Consider the following 15,566-nt stretch of genomic DNA (forward strand, 5'->3'; position numbering starts at 1 on the left):
CCTTAAAATTAAGGTGTTCAATTCTTTTAAATGATTCTAAAAAACATACATATTACGCTGTTATTTTTTATAGCATCATACACGCTTTTTGCACAAGACCAGCAAACGGAAAACGACACCTTATTCGACAATTATAACGCCTATATTCGCTATTACAAGAATCAGGTTCACGCTAAAATATACTATATAAATACATCTAATTCTATTAGTATAAACGATAGAGATTCCCATTTAAATTTAGATTTAAATGCTAATAAACAATCCCGAATTGGAGGAAGTGTTTCCTTTAGAAAACTTACTATTTCGTATTCTTTTGCTCCCGATTTTTTAAGTGCTAATAAAAATAATAGTGGCTCAAGATTGTATAATCTTAATTTAAGAGGTTACCATAAAGCACATTGGATGCAGACCTTTAAATTATATAGCGAAAAAGGTTTCTATGTAAAAATTCCGGGAAACAAATTGTATTTACCACAAACAACCTCTTTAAAGTTTGGAGGTGCAACATCTTATATTTTCAACAAAAACTTTTCGTATAGAGCATTAGCTTCTCAAAACGAAAAACAATTAAAAAGTGCAGGAAGTTTTATTCCTAGTGTTTCATTATACTATACTACATTCAATTTAAATACCGAAGGTGAATTTCAATATATTACTATCGACAAACAATTCGACTCCTTCGACTTATCGTTCTCGCCATCCTACAATTACAACTTCGTACCGAACGAAAATTTATTTATTTCGGCAGGAGCTTCATTTGGATTGGGCTTAAATTACACAGCCTCCGATACCGAAAACATAACCACTTTACTAACCGAATTCAATTTTAAAGGCACAATAACCTACGATTTAAAAGATTTTTTTATCGGTGCTCATTACAATTACTTAATTTTAAATCACAGTACAAAACGCTCGTATTATATTGCTGATAGTATTCCTTTTTTCCAATTTTTTGTAGGCTATCGCTTTAAAGCACCTCAGAAGGTTATAGAAACGGCAGAAGATATAAACGACAAATTAAACATAAAAACATAATTATGTATCCACTTAAAAGAAACAGACGTTTAAGAACAAACGAAGCTATTCGTTCATTAGTTCGCGAGACTATTATTTCACCAAACGATTTTCTAGTACCACTTTTTGTGGTAGAAGGTAAAGGTGTAAAGGACGAGATTCCGTCTATGCCAAACTATTTCAGATTAAGCCTAGATTTACTAGAAAAAGAAGTTAAAGAATTATGGGATTTAGGTTTAAAATCGGTTTTACTTTTTGTTAAAGTAGACGATAATTTAAAAGACAATAAAGGTACCGAAGCTATAAACCCAAACGGATTGATGCAACGTGCTATTAAAACAGTTAAAAACGCATGTCCGGGCATGTTGGTTATGACCGATGTAGCTTTAGACCCATACTCTTCTTACGGACACGATGGTATTGTAGCAAATGGTGTTATACTTAACGACCAATCTTCAGAAATTTTAGCAGAAATGGCGTTAAGTCATGCCGTAGCGGGTTCAGATTTTATTGCGCCTAGTGATATGAACGATGGAAGAACTTTAAAAATTCGTCAGTTACTAGAACAAGAAGGTTTTACAAATACCGGAATTATGGCCTATACCGCAAAATATGCTTCTGCATTTTATGGTCCGTTTCGTGATGCTCTCGATTCGGCTCCAGTGGATTTAGTTGATGTGCCAAAAGACAAAAAAACATATCAAATGGATTTTGGTAACAGATTAGAAGCTGTTCGAGAAACTTTAATAGATATTGAAGAAGGTGCCGACATCGTTATGGTAAAACCAGGATTATGTTACTTAGATATTGTACGCGAAATTAAGAATGAAGTCAATGTACCTGTAGCTGTATACCAAGTATCTGGAGAATATGCCATGTTAAAGGCCGCTTCGGAACTCGGATGGTTAGACCACGATGCCGTTATGATGGAACAAGTAACCGCTATTAAAAGAGCAGGTGCAGACATTATTGCAAGTTACTTTGCTAAGGATGTTGTGAAATTGATTTCGTAACTTAGCTAAAAATCAAATACATTTATATGGTAGCATTAATACTTTGGGCAACAGTTTCAATCTTTTTTTCATTTTTATGTTCTATTCTCGAAGCTGTGTTTTTGAGTGTAACGCCCACGTTTATAAACGTTAAGAAAAATGAAGGCAAAGCATATGCAACAACACTGGAAAATCTAAAGAAAGAAGTAGATAAACCGTTAATTGCCATCTTAACATTAAACACCATTGCGCATACCTTAGGTGCTATGATGGTTGGTATTCAAGCAGAAAGCTTACCTTATAAATTTGAAATTTTAGGAGTTAATACTGTAGGTGTAGTTTCTGCAATCATGACCTTCTTAATTTTAGTGGTTTCAGAAATTATTCCTAAAACTATTGGTGCAAAATACTGGCAAGAATTGGCTAATTTCACAGCTAAAACACTTACTATCTTAATTTTTCCTTTAAAATGGACTGGTATTTTATGGCTACTAGAACGTGCTACAAAACTAGTTGGTGGTAAAGGTCATGGTAGTGTTCTAAGTCGTGAAGATTTTCATGCTATGGCAAATATGGCTGAAGAAGATGGTGTGTTTCAAGAATCTGAAAGCAAGATTTTAAAGAACTTACTAACGTTTAAAGACATTCTTGCAAAAGATGTCATGACGCCTCGAACGGTAATTAAAACAGCAAACGACACGACTACGGTTCAGGATTTTTTTAAAGAAAATTCGAACATTCGTTTCTCTAGAATTCCAGTTTACACAGATACGCCAGACAACATTACAGGCCTAGTTTTGAAAGATGAAATTTTTAAAGAAATGGCGCTCGGTAATGGTAGCAAAACATTAAAAGATTTAAAACGAAACATTATCATAATTGAAAGAAACATTCCAATTCCTACGCTTTTTGAACAACTTGTAGAAAGCAAAAACCATATGGCTTTAGTGGTCGATGAATATGGTTCGGTAAGCGGAATTGTTACTATGGAAGATGTTATAGAAACGCTTCTAGGACTTGAAATTATGGATGAAAGTGACCACGTAGCCAATCTGCAAGCCTTAGCTAGAAAAAGCTGGGAAGTACGTGCCAAACGTTTGGGCTTAATTAATGATACACCAGAAGAAAACTAATGGATTCTTGTGTAGTAAACTCGCCTTTGGGGTTCACACGAATTAAAGGAGATGCCGACGGCATTGTTTCGATAAACGTTTTAAATTCTGAAGAAACACCTTCCGAACACATTCCAGATGTTCTTTTAGATTGTGTACACCAACTACAAGACTATTTTGAGGGAAATCGCACGACCTTCAGCTTTAAGCAAAATCCAAAAGGCACAGATTTTCAGAAAAAAGTGTGGCAAGCGTTAACAAAAATTCCATACGGAAAAACACTCTCCTACCTAGAACTTTCTAAACAACTTGGCGATGTAAAAGCCATTCGTGCTGTCGCCAATGCCAATGGAAAAAATCCGCTTTGGATTGTTGTGCCTTGCCACCGTGTTATTGGTACCGACGGAAGTTTAACAGGATATGCTGGTGGTTTGCATCGTAAGCAGTGGCTGTTAAATCACGAAAGTCCGGTTACGCAACAAACCTTATTTTAAATGCTGTATATTTAGTAAAACTAACATCTATTTTTATGAAATTTCTTTCTAAACTTCTAAAGTTTATCGTAATCACCTGCGGTTTACTAATCTTATTACTTTACATTTTCGACTACGATTACATCTTAAAAGCTACCAGAATAACTTATGGCACCGGACATAAAACAGCCTTTTTAGAAGATTATAAAGAGTTTGACAATCGTGTTATTAAAAGTAGCTCACCTCAGCCTTGGAACATACATAAAGATTATAATAAAGCGACCATAACAGACAGTTTAGAACGCACCAATATAGCCAACGGCACTATCGCGTATCTAATTATTAAAAACGATAGTATTTGGTTTGAGAAGTACTACGATGGTTTCCAAAAAACATCAAAAACCAATTCTTTTTCCATGGCCAAAAGCATCATTTCTGCAATGCTTGGTAAAGCCATTATGGAAGGCAAAGTGAGAAGTTTAAACCAAAAGGTGAGTGATTTTTATCCAGAATTTAAAAACGGATTATCAGCAAATTTAACGGTGGGCGATTTATCGTCTATGGCCTCTGGTTTAGATTGGGACGAATCTTATTATTCGCCATTTTCGGTAACTACCCGTGCTTATTTCGATGAAGATTTAGCACCTGTTATTTTAAACATGAAAGGCATCGAGGCTCCTGGAAAATCGTATAAATATTTAAGCGGAAATACCCAATTGTTAGGAATGGTTCTTGAAAAAGCAACCGGACAAAATATGTCAGGATATTTAAGCGAAGAGTTTTGGAAACCTATGGGTTTTGAAAGTGATGCGCTTTGGCAACTCGATAGCGAACAACATGGATTAGAAAAAGCATATTGTTGTATTGCCAGTAATGCACGTGATTTTGCACGCTTTGGAAAATTGTATAAAGACTATGGAAAATGGAACGGCGAACAACTTTTAGACTCTGCATTTGTTCAAAAATCGATTACTCCACGTTTTCCTGAAAGCCCAGAATATGGCTACGGTTGGTGGTTAAAAACTATAAAAGACAAACACTTTTTTATGATGCGTGGACACCTAGGGCAATACGTAATTGTAGAACCAGAGGATAATCTTATTATTGTGCGTTTAGGCCACACTAAAGGCCCTGAAAAAGTAGTGGCAACGTTCACAAAAGATATTTTCACATATATAGAAGAAGCCTATACTATGTTGAACGAGTAACACTTACTGTTTTTAATTTTGAATTTATAAAATTAAAATGTAATTTACTGTAAGTCAGATTTAAAACACATGATTAACAAACTCAATCTTGAAGATATATTGTTTCTGGACATTGAAACCGTTCCAGAAACGCAGCATTTTTCAGAATTAAGTGATGCTAAAAAAGAGCTGTGGAGTTTAAAGTCTAAATACCAAAGAAACGAACTCTCGGCAGAAGAGTTTTACGACCGTGCTGGGATTTGGGCCGAGTTTGGTATAATTGTCTGTATTTCGGTTGGGTATTTTAAAATAGACGGCGAAAATAGGCAATTTAGAACCACGTCTTTTCAAGGTGAAGAAATCGAAATTCTAAAAGACTTTAAGACGCTTTTAGAAACCCATTATAATCATCCCAAAAAACTATTATGCGCTCACAATGGTAAGGAATTCGACTTTCCATATATTGCTCGTCGTATGATTATACACAATATTCCGTTACCAGAAAAACTTAATTTATTTGGTAAAAAACCATGGGAAGTACCACATTTAGATACTTTAGAATTATGGAAATTTGGTGATTATAAAAGCTATACCTCATTAAAATTGCTCACCAATGTTTTAGGTATTCCTTCCCCAAAAGACGATATTGATGGCAGTGAAGTCTATCGCGTGTATTACGAAACACAAGAGGTAGACCGCATAATTACATACTGCGAAAAGGACACCATTGCCGTTGCTCAAATTTTTCTTAGATTGCGTGGAGCATCCATTTTAACCGACGATGAAATTATTCATATTTAAATAAACGAAATGCCTCTATTAAAAATTGAAAACCTTGCCATTTCCTTTAACGGAAACGAAGTGATTCACAATATTTCCTATAATTTAAATAAAAATGAAATTCTAGGTATTGTTGGTGAATCTGGCTCTGGAAAATCGGTGTCATCTTTGGCCATCTTAGGGTTGTTACCACAAAACATTACAAAGATTTCGGGTTCGATTATTTTTGAAGATACAGATTTAACGCAACTCAATCAAAAGGGATTTCAACATATTCGAGGTAACAAAATCGCCATGATTTTTCAAGAACCAATGAGTTCTTTAAATCCGTCGATGCGCTGCGGAGAACAAGTAGAAGAAATTCTAATTCGACACACAAGTTTATCTACTTTTGAGGTGAAAAACCGTGTGCTAGAGTTATTTGATCAAGTTAAATTACCAGAACCTGAACGTGTATATAAATCGTATCCACATGAAATTTCTGGCGGACAAAAGCAACGGGTAATGATTGCTATGGCGGTTGCGTGCGAACCCAATATTTTAATTGCAGACGAGCCTACTACAGCGTTAGATGTTACGGTTCAAGAAGAGATTATTCTGCTACTTAAAGAACTTCAGGCTAAAACAGGTATGAGTATAATTTTTATAACTCACGATTTGGCATTAATATCTCAACTTGCACATCGTGTATTGGTGATGTATAAAGGAGATATTGTAGAGCAGGGAAATTCTGAAACCATTTTCAACTTTCCGCAACATATATATACCAAAGCGCTCATTAACTCGAGACCCTCTTTAAGTGTCCGTTTAAAAACTTTACCCACCATTCAGGATTATTTAAACGACACGCTTTCTAAAACAATTATTACGAGTGAAGACAGAGAAAAAAAGCACAAAAAGTTATACAATCAAGAGCCTTTATTAGAAGTTATAAATCTTGAAAAGGAATACATTTCCAAATCGGGATTTTTCGGAAAAACTGAAACCTTTAAAGCCGTAGACCGCGTAAGTTTTAAAATTTATGAAGGGGAAACATTAGGTTTAGTAGGTGAATCTGGTTGTGGAAAATCTACTTTAGGAAATGCCATTCTTCAACTTGACAAAGCCACAGCAGGGACTTTACTATATAAAGGAGTAGATATTACCAACCTCTCGACAAGAGCTATGAGAGTACTTAGAAAAGACATTCAAATTATATTCCAAGACCCTTATGCATCTTTAAACCCGAGATTAACTATTGGTGAAGCGATTTTAGAGCCGATGACAGTCCATAAGTTGTATAAAAACAAAGCCGAGCGTAAGTCTCATGTTATAGATATTTTAATTCGTGTTGGACTCTCCGGAAAGTTTTATAATAGATATCCGCATGAATTTTCTGGTGGACAACGGCAGCGTATTGGAATTGCAAGAACCATAGCTTTACAACCTAAATTAATTGTATGCGATGAATCTGTATCGGCTTTAGATATTTCGGTTCAAGCTCAGGTTTTAAACCTTTTAAATGAATTGAAAGATAAGTTTGGATTTACTTATATTTTTATCTCTCACGATTTAGCCGTAGTAAAGTATATGTCGGACCAATTAATTGTGATGAACAAAGGGGAGATTATAGAAACAAACGATGCGGATATTATTTATAATAATCCGCACCAAGAGTACACAAAAAAACTAATTCAAGCTATTCCTAAAGGATTATAGCATAAACACTTTTTTAACTAAATACATGAAATTTCTAACGAATAACCTTGTGTTATCGTACGCTTCGTATATTTTACTCTCAGCGTAATTAGGTTCGTCAGGTAGATTTGGGGCTACATTCATAATCGTTAGTTTTTGGTAGATTTGGGATCTATATGCAATAGTATTTTTGGGTGTTACAAAGATGTTAAATATTTCCAATAAATCGTTAAAACACACTATTAAATCGATGAAATACACTTAATTTTAACATTTAACACAATCGGCATCAATATTTGTAAGAATTTAAATACTCATTTCAGGTATTTTACCTACAATTTCTAAACGGCCTTCAGTGGCATTCTTAATTGTATCTATAGAAACACCCGGGGCACGTTCTAATAATTTAAATCCGTTTGTAGTTACTTCAAGGACAGCTAGATTGGTTACAATTTTTTTAACACAACCAACTCCAGTAAGAGGTAAACTGCATCGTTTTAATAATTTCGATTCTCCAGCTCTATTGGTGTGCATCATGGCTACAATAATATTTTCGGCACTAGCAACTAAATCCATGGCACCACCCATACCTTTTACCATTTTACCTGGGATTTTCCAATTGGCAATATCACCGTTTTCAGAGACTTCCATAGCGCCTAGAATTGTTAAATCGACATGTTGCCCTCTAATCATTGCAAAACTTGTAGCAGAATCAAAAAAACTAGCACCAGGTAAAGTCGTAATGGTTTGTTTTCCTGCATTAATAATATCGGCATCTTCTTCTCCTTCAAAAGGAAAAGCCCCCATACCTAACACGCCATTTTCACTCTGAAATTCAACTTGTAGATTGTCACTCACATAATTAGCGACCAAGGTAGGTATCCCAATACCTAGGTTTACATAATAGCCATCTTTTACTTCTTGTGCGATTCGTTTTGCAATTCCTATTTTGTCTAACATGTTGTGTAATGTAATAATTAGTTAATGTAATAATGTACCCATGGGCTTACTCTTGAAAACCCGTTTAGAGTGTAATACTATGGTTTGGTTTTATAACTTGTACTTAAAATTTTATAGAGTATTAATCCTAATTCATTTACTTGTTCCTTCAACTGTTTTGGGTTTTCATAATATTCTGAGCGTTCACATAGCAAAATCCAATATCTTGTTTCTTCCAGCTCCTTTGCTGCAATCTTTAATTTATGAATAAAATCAGCCTTACTTTCGGCATTTTGCGCCTCATGAATCATTGCACCAATACTTGTCCCTGATTTTAGCATTTGATTTGCGATGACAAATTTCTTCTGATCCTGTAACATTTCTGTAAAACGAATAACTTCAAGTGCAAAGGCAATAGATTTCTCTAAAACAACATTCTTCCGCTCCATTTCTATTCTATTAAATTAATACATTGTTTAATTATGACATTAGTAAATTGCTAAATTGAAAAATTGCTACATCGTTACATTAAAAAATAGTTATACTACCTCACCGTACGTTGCTCAATCCGTTTCTCATACCCCACTCCTTGAAAAATACGTTGCACAAAAATACCAGGCACATGAATTTGATTCGGATCTAAAGTTCCTACTGCGACTAATTCTTCAACCTCAGCGACTGTTATTTTAGCAGCACCGCACATTACAGGATTAAAATTTCTGGCAGTACCTTTAAATATCAGATTTCCTGCAGCATCGCCTTTCCAGGCCTTAACAAAAGCGAAATCGGCTTTAAAAGCATGCTCTAACACATACATTTTTCCATCAAACTCACGAGTTTCTTTACCTTCGGCAACTTCAGTACCATAGCCAGCAGGGGTATAAATGGCAGGAAATCCCGCTTGAGCAGCACGACAACGTTCTGCCAGAGTTCCTTGCGGAATAAGCTCTACATCTAGTTCGCCACTCAACATTTGACGTTCAAACTCGTCATTCTCGCCAACATAGGAGGAAATCATTTTTTTTATCTGTTTTTTCTGAAGTAATAAGCCCAAACCAAAATCGTCTACACCGGCATTATTAGAAATACAGGTTAAACCCTTAACACCTAATTTCACCAACTGACTGATGGCGTTTTCTGGTATCCCACATAACCCAAAGCCACCAAGCATAAGTGTTGAACCATCCTTGACATCCTGCAAAGCCTCAGTTACCGATTGCACCGTTTTTGTTATCATGTTTGTTTGATTTTAGTTGTATTTAAAAATACGAAATAAAAAAAGAATGCTGGATAATGTGATAATTGTTTAATATATCAATGTAGCAATTCGTCGATTTGAAGATTTGAAAATGGGACATTGGTAAGTAATACAATCCAAGGACGTCATGCTGAACGCGTTTCAGCATCCCACAAGTAGCTCCACATTAATAACGTCTCACCCATCTCATTATTCACTAACGGGCTGTCAGATTGAGTACAGTTAAAATCTTTACCCAATGGTGACCCCAAAAACCCCAGTTTTAATCCTTAAAATTTATATTCCAATTTTAGGAGCACATACCTTGGCTGCAATCTATACTCGGTTGAAGAGGTCCCGATATCACTTACACTATAGGTTTTAAAACGTTCTGTATTAAATAAATTTTTAGCCGTAAGACCTAGCTCCAACTTATCTTTTATCAATCTATAATTAGCATCGAAATCTAAAAAGTAATAGGTGTTTTCTGTATTTAAACTTCCAAAATAATACCGCTCTAGTTGCAATTGTGTATTAAACAATTCTGAAAGCACAAAAGTTAAATCTAAGAAACTCATCACATCTGTATACGAATTGGTAATGGTTGTTTCAACCTTAGAACTTGACCATTTTGTACCTAAATGATAATTAAACACCCCACTAAAACCCGAGCGTAACTCGAAACCATAATTGTAATTATGCGAGGTTACCTGGCGTAATCCAGAATTATTAACACTGTTTTTAAACTCACTTTTTGTGTATCCTAAATCGAGCTTTAAGTTAGAAGAAATGGTTTTAAAGTAATAATCGAACTTGGTGTTTACACTTATAAACTCCCGATCTTCTACTCGGATTTTTTCTAATTCAGAATAGTTTTGCTCTACGATACTTTGGGTGGTTAAAAAATCGTGATTTTTAGTATATGTAAAAAAGGTATTTGCAAAAAAGCGATCGCTCCAATTCCCAAAGGTATAACCAACAAAAACATTAGAAGCGTCTAACAGATTAAATCCGGATGCACCTTTTTGAAACGTACGAAAACTACTTAGCACATAGTCACTATACACATCTAAAATACCTGCATTTGTGGTGTTATACACATATCTAGATGTTATTTTATTTTTGTTATTAATTTTCCATTCCAGCCCTAAACTAGGATTGACATAAAATGGACTTTGAGTTGATATATTTTCGCTAGACTCTAAGCGATTAAACAACTGATGTATATTTAAAGTGCCATTAATTTTAAAGGCCTTTAGATTAAAACTGTATTTCGATTTTAAGTATAAATCGTTTACAGTATAGGTGCTTTTATTCTGATAACCATCGGGATTAGCTACCAAATCAGTGTCGTTATATAAAGAGAAGGCCGTATTTAACCTGTCTTTCCGATACGTATTACCCAATTGTAGCTCTAATAGATTCTCGTTCTTTCTCCGATCTAATATATGTGCATTAATTCCAGCAAACTGCATGTGGTTTGCACTTTGCTGCTTTACGTTATTTGCTGTGCTATCTTCTGGAAATAAATCGTGAAACAAAAACTGATTCACACTATACTGCTGAGGTGTATTTTCATCTATAAACCGCCCTGTAATTAAAAACACACTTTTATCTTTAAACTTATTGGTATAATTTATTTTCTGATCGAAACGTATATTTTTATCGTTTAAATTTTCGCGTGTATCCAAACCATTAAACACCAAATGCGAGCTCTTATTAAAAGTACTTATATTATATTTTGTTGTCGCTTCTAACATTTTAGTTTTAGAAATATTATAGGTAAGATCTACTTTTCCGAAAGCTGTTTTATTTTTACTTCGCAGCTTATAATCTTCAGTATTTATAAAATCGGTTCCAGGAGCGTAAACTACATCTGTGGTCGTTCTGTAAAAATCAATTTCATCCCAATTAAAAAAACCAAGTGTTTTTATTTTTAGTTTATCCGAAGGATTAAAAATAGCATTTAAAGAGAGGAGCTCGACATTATTAAAATTGGTTCTATCTTTATTAAAATTTAGAGTGGCTGCAGACAGGTTTATTATGTTATTGGCACTTTGGTTATCACCTATACTACCAGGTTCGTTTAAACGAAAGGGATTAATTAAATTTTGAATATCGCCCGTCGCATCCTCTCCAATGGAGTTTAAATTGGTTAAAAAATAGTATTTATTTTTCTTCCCAAAATTCATTAAATTTCCTTTTAGCTCGTAAAAATCGTCATTTCCTAAACCTAGTTTTAAATTCCCAAACCATATCCGTTTAGAGGCATCGTCTAGTTTTAAGTTTAAAGCAACCTTATCGCTGTCTTCTATGTTTTTTAGCAACCTATTATTAGAATAATTTTTTAGTACTTCAACCTCCTCTATAGGATAGGCCGGCATATTTTTAGACAGTATTTTATAACCCTTTTCAAAAAAATCGTCGCCATCAACCATTAATTTCTCAATCTCTTGGTTACCCACTTTTATTTTACCATCGCTATCTATATTTAAACCTGGTATTTTTTCTAGCAGCTCTTCTACCGTTTGTTCTGTACCGTTAGTAAAATATTTTGTTTTAAACGTAATGGTATCTTTTTGTACAGAAATAGGCTTTTCGGTTGCAATATAGACTTCATCTAAGGCCATAGCCTTTTCGTGTAAAACTACATTATACTGTAGGGTTTCATCTTCAGCATATACATCTATAGGTAGCTTTTTAAGGTGATAACCTAAGGCCGAAAATTCTAAAACATACACCCCTGTTTTTACATCCTCCAAAGCATAAATCCCTTCAGCATTAGAAAAGGTATAAGCCACTAAAGCATCACTACTGTCTTTTAGTAAAATATTAACTGAAGCTAACGCATTTAGACTATCTGTTACCTTACCAGAAATTTTGGTTTGTGTGTATCCAATAAACGAATACAGTAACATAACAACCATAATACTGGTTTGGGCATTTTTTTTGCAAAAGGTTTTTGGCATTAACTAATTGGTATTGGGGCGCGATTTTTTAAAACGCTATCAATTTAAGTCTTTATAAATAATTTGACCATGATTTACTCCGATGTAGATGGTTTGGTTTCCCATTCGTAAAATTTCTCCCAGCGACTCGAACGATCTGTATTTATTTTAAGGGGCCCCAACTTAGCTTCTCTACTTAAGGTTGCTCGTATTCGTTTTATTTGTTCCATTTCATCTTGGTACTGCATATCTAAAAAAACTCGTTCATCAATGATTTTCTCATAATCTGTAGGTAAATCCAAACTGTTATCCAGTGCATTCAACGTTTTAAACTCTAAACGTGTTGCCGTAATATCTACCTGATTTAAACTGTCTGTAGATTTTAAAATTAATCCTGGTAAGCCATGAAGTTTCCAAGGACCAAAAGGCACTGGAATGTCTTGGGTGTACCAAGCCGTATAGGTTCTGCCTCTAAAGTCGCCCACAGCCTTATTACACAAATGCCCTAAAATAGTATCTTTAACCGACGATGAAATATCCCATTTAATTTTTGGAAAGTTTGTTGTAACCAAATATTTTTTAGAATCTATATACTCCTGAAGATGTAAAGTTTTGTCTAAACTATTTACATAGTAAATTTGAAATTCTTCATGATTTTGGTAATCAATAGTTTTACTATTAGGAACTGGAACTGCAATAGATACTTTCTCGATATAACTCGATTTATTTTCGTGAAACACTAATGTATAGTATTGTTCCGCAGGATAATCTAAATTGAACTTTGTGTGGTAATTTACACTCGTATAAATAGCATCTGGTTGTGCTATTAGTGGCAAATATAATAGTAAAATAAGTAAGCTAAGGTTATTCATTTATCGCAATTTAGGTACTCATTTTCTTAAAAATTATTCTGTGTCATCAAAACTTAGTTCTATCCTATCTATATCAGTCACATTAAGGGTGACACCTTTCCCCATTCTAGATTGCATTTTTTTAGATAATTCCGAAATTCCTTTATCTTGTCTTTCTATATGATCTTCTAAACTTAAGATGTCATAAGATTGATTTAAAGCAACATTAACATCTTCTTTTACAAATTCAATTTGCCTGACTTTAAAAATTACCTCATTATACAAATCCTTGGCTTCTAATATCAGACCAGGTAATCCATGTAATTTCCAAGGTCCAAAATTACTTGGTATTGAAGGTGCATACCAAACTTGGTATGTTCTTCCTCTAAATTCGGTACTGGCCGATAAGCAAGCTATATCTGCTATAATTTTTGTTTGTGGCTCTAGTTTCCAGTTAATTTCAGGAAGATATTCCTTTGTATAATATTTCTCCTTTCCATCAAAATCCTTCTCTAAGGTATATAATACATTCGTGCTTTTATTAAACTGAACGGTATAGTTCGTAGTGTCTAAAGGCACAACAGACAACTTTAAACCATCAGACTCTTCACTTAAATTTGTTTTATCTGTATTCTTGGTATAGAATTTAAAAAAAGACATCGTATTATTAGCGTTCAGAACCGATTGAAAAGCTAATTGCTCTGTATAATTTAAAACCATGTCGTATTTAACTTTCAATTCTGACACAAAACTGCGCTCCGTATCTTGACTGCATACTCCTATACTGTGAAGTTGTAATACCAATAAAACTAATGCTAATTTATAATTCATAATTATTTTTTATAATTCAGGGAAACCGAGACAAGGCTTCACAATATATATATATTTTATGACCTCATGGTAGCCTTAATTAGTTGAAATTTTAAAAATTTGTCTTCATTTTAAAAAGCTAAAAGCACAACAATACACCTATTTCTATTCAGATTCAGGCTCTTCCTCCCATTCAAACAGTATTTCTATGCCATTTCTGGGAATTACTCCGTAGGTAGTAGTGACTCCTCTAGGCGACCTCGCTCTTGGTCTAGCATTATTAATATTATAACGAATAGCGGCAAATGTTTTTAGATCCATTTGTTTAGTATCACGCATTAAGCTATCAACCTGTATAACTTCAGGGGTTTCAATTTTCTTTATTCTCGTAGCTACCCAATGATACATCTTAGTTTCATCAGATATTTCTAAAATAAGACCGGGTAAACCATGAAATTTCCAAGGACCGAATTGCACCGGATATTCCTCGCAATACCATGCCGTATAATTTCTGCCTCTAAAACTTAAGGTCGCTTTTTTAACCTTTAAATTATCTAATTGTTTTTCTTCATTTGTTAATTGCCATGCCATATTTGGTTTACCTTCAAGAATAACAGCTTCGTCTAGGTATACCATTTGCTTTGAATATAAACTATCTGAAACTAAGTCTAAAAAGTAAAAACTCTCAATCCCTCTAACCGATAAACTAAAAGCCATATTATCATCTTCATCTTGGGCAACCGTACCATCTGTATTTTTTCCTTCTTTATATATAGACTTGGTATTAGAATTATCTAAATATAAAACACCTTTTTGGGTGTTAGGTCTTGCTGTGTTATAGTGAATATCGTAATTCACTTTAAGGGTGTAGGTTACTTTTTTTTGAGCCTCTATTTTTAAGCTAAAAACACTTAGTAGTACGACTAAGGTTAATTGGTAATATGTTTTCATATTTTTTAAAATTAAAGCGACTCCTTATTCAATATAAAAAGTCGCTTTCTTTATTAATCATTGACCAGCATTCATAGCATCAACCATAGCTTGAGCCTCTAAACTACAACTTATTGCATCCTGAGATTCCCATGAACGTTCAATGACATCTATAACTTCTCCACGGTTATTATATACATTAATGGATAGTTCACAACGACCAGGAATTAACTCTATTTGATTAATTTCAAAATTGCTTTTTTTATTAACAAAATCATTTTTATTATTTTCCGCATGAGCAAGAGAAACTGTTGCCGCTAACATAAATACAAAAGAGAATATAATACTTTTCATAATTTTAAACCCGTAATACTCTTAAACAGGTTGATTAATATAATTATTTGGCTTTTTTTTAAAACCTTGAAGTTTTGTGGTTGAAGTTTTTTAAATAAGCTGGCCAGCTTCGATCGATCGTGTTTTAAGCATATTTTTAAGACTTCAAAACTTAAGAATTCGCTTACAACATTCCAAAGAAAAAAAAAAAAAAAGCGTTAAAACAAATCAAAATCAAACAGTTTATCGAATATTTATAAAAATTATACATTTCTGTTACGGG

At 33.9% G+C, this 15,566-nt stretch carries 15 protein-coding genes; 7 read left to right on the top strand and 8 right to left on the bottom strand.

What is annotated here, in order from left to right:
* The first annotated feature begins 30 nt into the window (after positions 1 to 30).
* The 7 genes from BN863_RS17170 (at position 31) to BN863_RS17200 (ending at position 7,256) form a co-directional block, all read left to right on the top strand.
* On the top strand, positions 31 to 1,035 hold the full coding sequence (locus tag BN863_RS17170; RefSeq protein WP_038532671.1) for a DUF4421 domain-containing protein: 1,005 nt from the start codon (positions 31 to 33) through the stop codon (positions 1,033 to 1,035).
* A 2-nt stretch (positions 1,036 to 1,037) separates the two neighbouring features.
* A complete protein-coding gene (hemB, locus tag BN863_RS17175) occupies positions 1,038 to 2,027 on the top strand; it encodes a porphobilinogen synthase (RefSeq protein ID WP_038532673.1) in 990 nt (329 codons plus the stop codon).
* 26 nt (positions 2,028 to 2,053) lie between these two features.
* Entirely contained in the window at positions 2,054 to 3,139 is a 1,086-nt protein-coding gene (locus BN863_RS17180) for a CNNM domain-containing protein (RefSeq protein WP_038532675.1), read from the top strand.
* Positions 3,139 to 3,612: a methylated-DNA--[protein]-cysteine S-methyltransferase gene (locus BN863_RS17185; RefSeq protein WP_038532677.1), complete on the top strand. Its 474-nt coding sequence runs from the start codon at positions 3,139 to 3,141 to the stop codon at positions 3,610 to 3,612. Before BN863_RS17180 ends, BN863_RS17185 begins: the two co-directional genes overlap by 1 nt.
* Positions 3,613 to 3,647: 35 nt before the next feature.
* On the top strand, positions 3,648 to 4,799 hold the full coding sequence (locus BN863_RS17190; protein WP_038532680.1) for a serine hydrolase domain-containing protein: 1,152 nt from the start codon (positions 3,648 to 3,650) through the stop codon (positions 4,797 to 4,799).
* Between the two features lie 69 nt (positions 4,800 to 4,868).
* Positions 4,869 to 5,579, top strand: a complete 711-nt coding sequence (locus tag BN863_RS17195) for a 3'-5' exonuclease (protein ID WP_038532682.1) — start codon at positions 4,869 to 4,871, stop codon at positions 5,577 to 5,579.
* Positions 5,580 to 5,588: 9 nt separating this feature from the next.
* A complete protein-coding gene (locus BN863_RS17200) occupies positions 5,589 to 7,256 on the top strand; it encodes an ABC transporter ATP-binding protein (protein WP_038532684.1) in 1,668 nt (555 codons plus the stop codon).
* A gap of 285 nt (positions 7,257 to 7,541) precedes the next feature.
* Here BN863_RS17200 and BN863_RS17205 read toward each other — a convergent pair whose 3' ends face one another.
* The 8 genes from BN863_RS17205 to BN863_RS17240 form a co-directional block, all read right to left on the bottom strand.
* Positions 7,542 to 8,195, bottom strand: coding sequence for a 3-oxoacid CoA-transferase subunit B (locus BN863_RS17205; RefSeq protein ID WP_038532686.1), 654 nt, complete (start codon positions 8,193 to 8,195; stop codon positions 7,542 to 7,544).
* Positions 8,196 to 8,272: 77 nt separating this feature from the next.
* The gene (locus tag BN863_RS17210) at positions 8,273 to 8,623 is read right to left on the bottom strand and encodes a four helix bundle protein (protein WP_197539163.1); all 351 of its coding nucleotides are present in this window, start codon (positions 8,621 to 8,623) and stop codon (positions 8,273 to 8,275) included.
* A gap of 95 nt (positions 8,624 to 8,718) precedes the next feature.
* On the bottom strand, positions 8,719 to 9,411 hold the full coding sequence (locus BN863_RS17215; RefSeq protein WP_038532690.1) for a CoA transferase subunit A: 693 nt from the start codon (positions 9,409 to 9,411) through the stop codon (positions 8,719 to 8,721).
* Positions 9,412 to 9,701: 290 nt separating this feature from the next.
* A complete protein-coding gene (locus BN863_RS17220) occupies positions 9,702 to 12,380 on the bottom strand; it encodes a carboxypeptidase-like regulatory domain-containing protein (protein WP_051774909.1) in 2,679 nt (892 codons plus the stop codon).
* Positions 12,381 to 12,454: 74 nt separating this feature from the next.
* Positions 12,455 to 13,231: a GLPGLI family protein gene (locus BN863_RS18160; RefSeq protein ID WP_051774910.1), complete on the bottom strand. Its 777-nt coding sequence runs from the start codon at positions 13,229 to 13,231 to the stop codon at positions 12,455 to 12,457.
* Positions 13,232 to 13,264: 33 nt separating this feature from the next.
* Complete coding sequence (locus tag BN863_RS18165; RefSeq protein WP_051774911.1) at positions 13,265 to 14,041, bottom strand: GLPGLI family protein; 777 nt, start codon at positions 14,039 to 14,041, stop codon at positions 13,265 to 13,267.
* Between the two features lie 144 nt (positions 14,042 to 14,185).
* Positions 14,186 to 14,971: a GLPGLI family protein gene (locus BN863_RS18170; protein WP_051774912.1), complete on the bottom strand. Its 786-nt coding sequence runs from the start codon at positions 14,969 to 14,971 to the stop codon at positions 14,186 to 14,188.
* 57 nt (positions 14,972 to 15,028) lie between these two features.
* Positions 15,029 to 15,304 carry a hypothetical protein gene (locus BN863_RS17240; protein WP_148304642.1) on the bottom strand — a complete coding sequence of 92 codons (276 nt, stop codon included), beginning with the start codon at positions 15,302 to 15,304 and terminating at the stop codon, positions 15,029 to 15,031.
* Positions 15,305 to 15,566: the final 262 nt, after the last annotated feature.

The organism is Formosa agariphila KMM 3901 (assembly GCF_000723205.1).
GTDB lineage: Bacteria > Bacteroidota > Bacteroidia > Flavobacteriales > Flavobacteriaceae > Formosa > Formosa agariphila.

Bases quoted from the DNA above. Each gene is read 5' to 3' on its own strand.
- BN863_RS17170 (WP_038532671.1), top strand. From the start codon at position 31: ATGATTCTAAAAAACATACATATTACGCTGTTATTTTTTATAGCATCA.
- hemB (WP_038532673.1), top strand. From the start codon at position 1,038: ATGTATCCACTTAAAAGAAACAGACGTTTAAGAACAAACGAAGCTATT.
- BN863_RS17180 (WP_038532675.1), top strand. From the start codon at position 2,054: ATGGTAGCATTAATACTTTGGGCAACAGTTTCAATCTTTTTTTCATTT.
- BN863_RS17185 (WP_038532677.1), top strand. From the start codon at position 3,139: ATGGATTCTTGTGTAGTAAACTCGCCTTTGGGGTTCACACGAATTAAA.
- BN863_RS17190 (WP_038532680.1), top strand. From the start codon at position 3,648: ATGAAATTTCTTTCTAAACTTCTAAAGTTTATCGTAATCACCTGCGGT.
- BN863_RS17195 (WP_038532682.1), top strand. From the start codon at position 4,869: ATGATTAACAAACTCAATCTTGAAGATATATTGTTTCTGGACATTGAA.
- BN863_RS17200 (WP_038532684.1), top strand. From the start codon at position 5,589: ATGCCTCTATTAAAAATTGAAAACCTTGCCATTTCCTTTAACGGAAAC.
- BN863_RS17205 (WP_038532686.1), bottom strand. From the start codon at position 8,195: ATGTTAGACAAAATAGGAATTGCAAAACGAATCGCACAAGAAGTAAAA.
- BN863_RS17210 (WP_197539163.1), bottom strand. From the start codon at position 8,623: ATGGAGCGGAAGAATGTTGTTTTAGAGAAATCTATTGCCTTTGCACTT.
- BN863_RS17215 (WP_038532690.1), bottom strand. From the start codon at position 9,411: ATGATAACAAAAACGGTGCAATCGGTAACTGAGGCTTTGCAGGATGTC.
- BN863_RS17220 (WP_051774909.1), bottom strand. From the start codon at position 12,380: ATGCCAAAAACCTTTTGCAAAAAAAATGCCCAAACCAGTATTATGGTT.
- BN863_RS18160 (WP_051774910.1), bottom strand. From the start codon at position 13,231: ATGAATAACCTTAGCTTACTTATTTTACTATTATATTTGCCACTAATA.
- BN863_RS18165 (WP_051774911.1), bottom strand. From the start codon at position 14,041: ATGAATTATAAATTAGCATTAGTTTTATTGGTATTACAACTTCACAGT.
- BN863_RS18170 (WP_051774912.1), bottom strand. From the start codon at position 14,971: ATGAAAACATATTACCAATTAACCTTAGTCGTACTACTAAGTGTTTTT.
- BN863_RS17240 (WP_148304642.1), bottom strand. From the start codon at position 15,304: ATGAAAAGTATTATATTCTCTTTTGTATTTATGTTAGCGGCAACAGTT.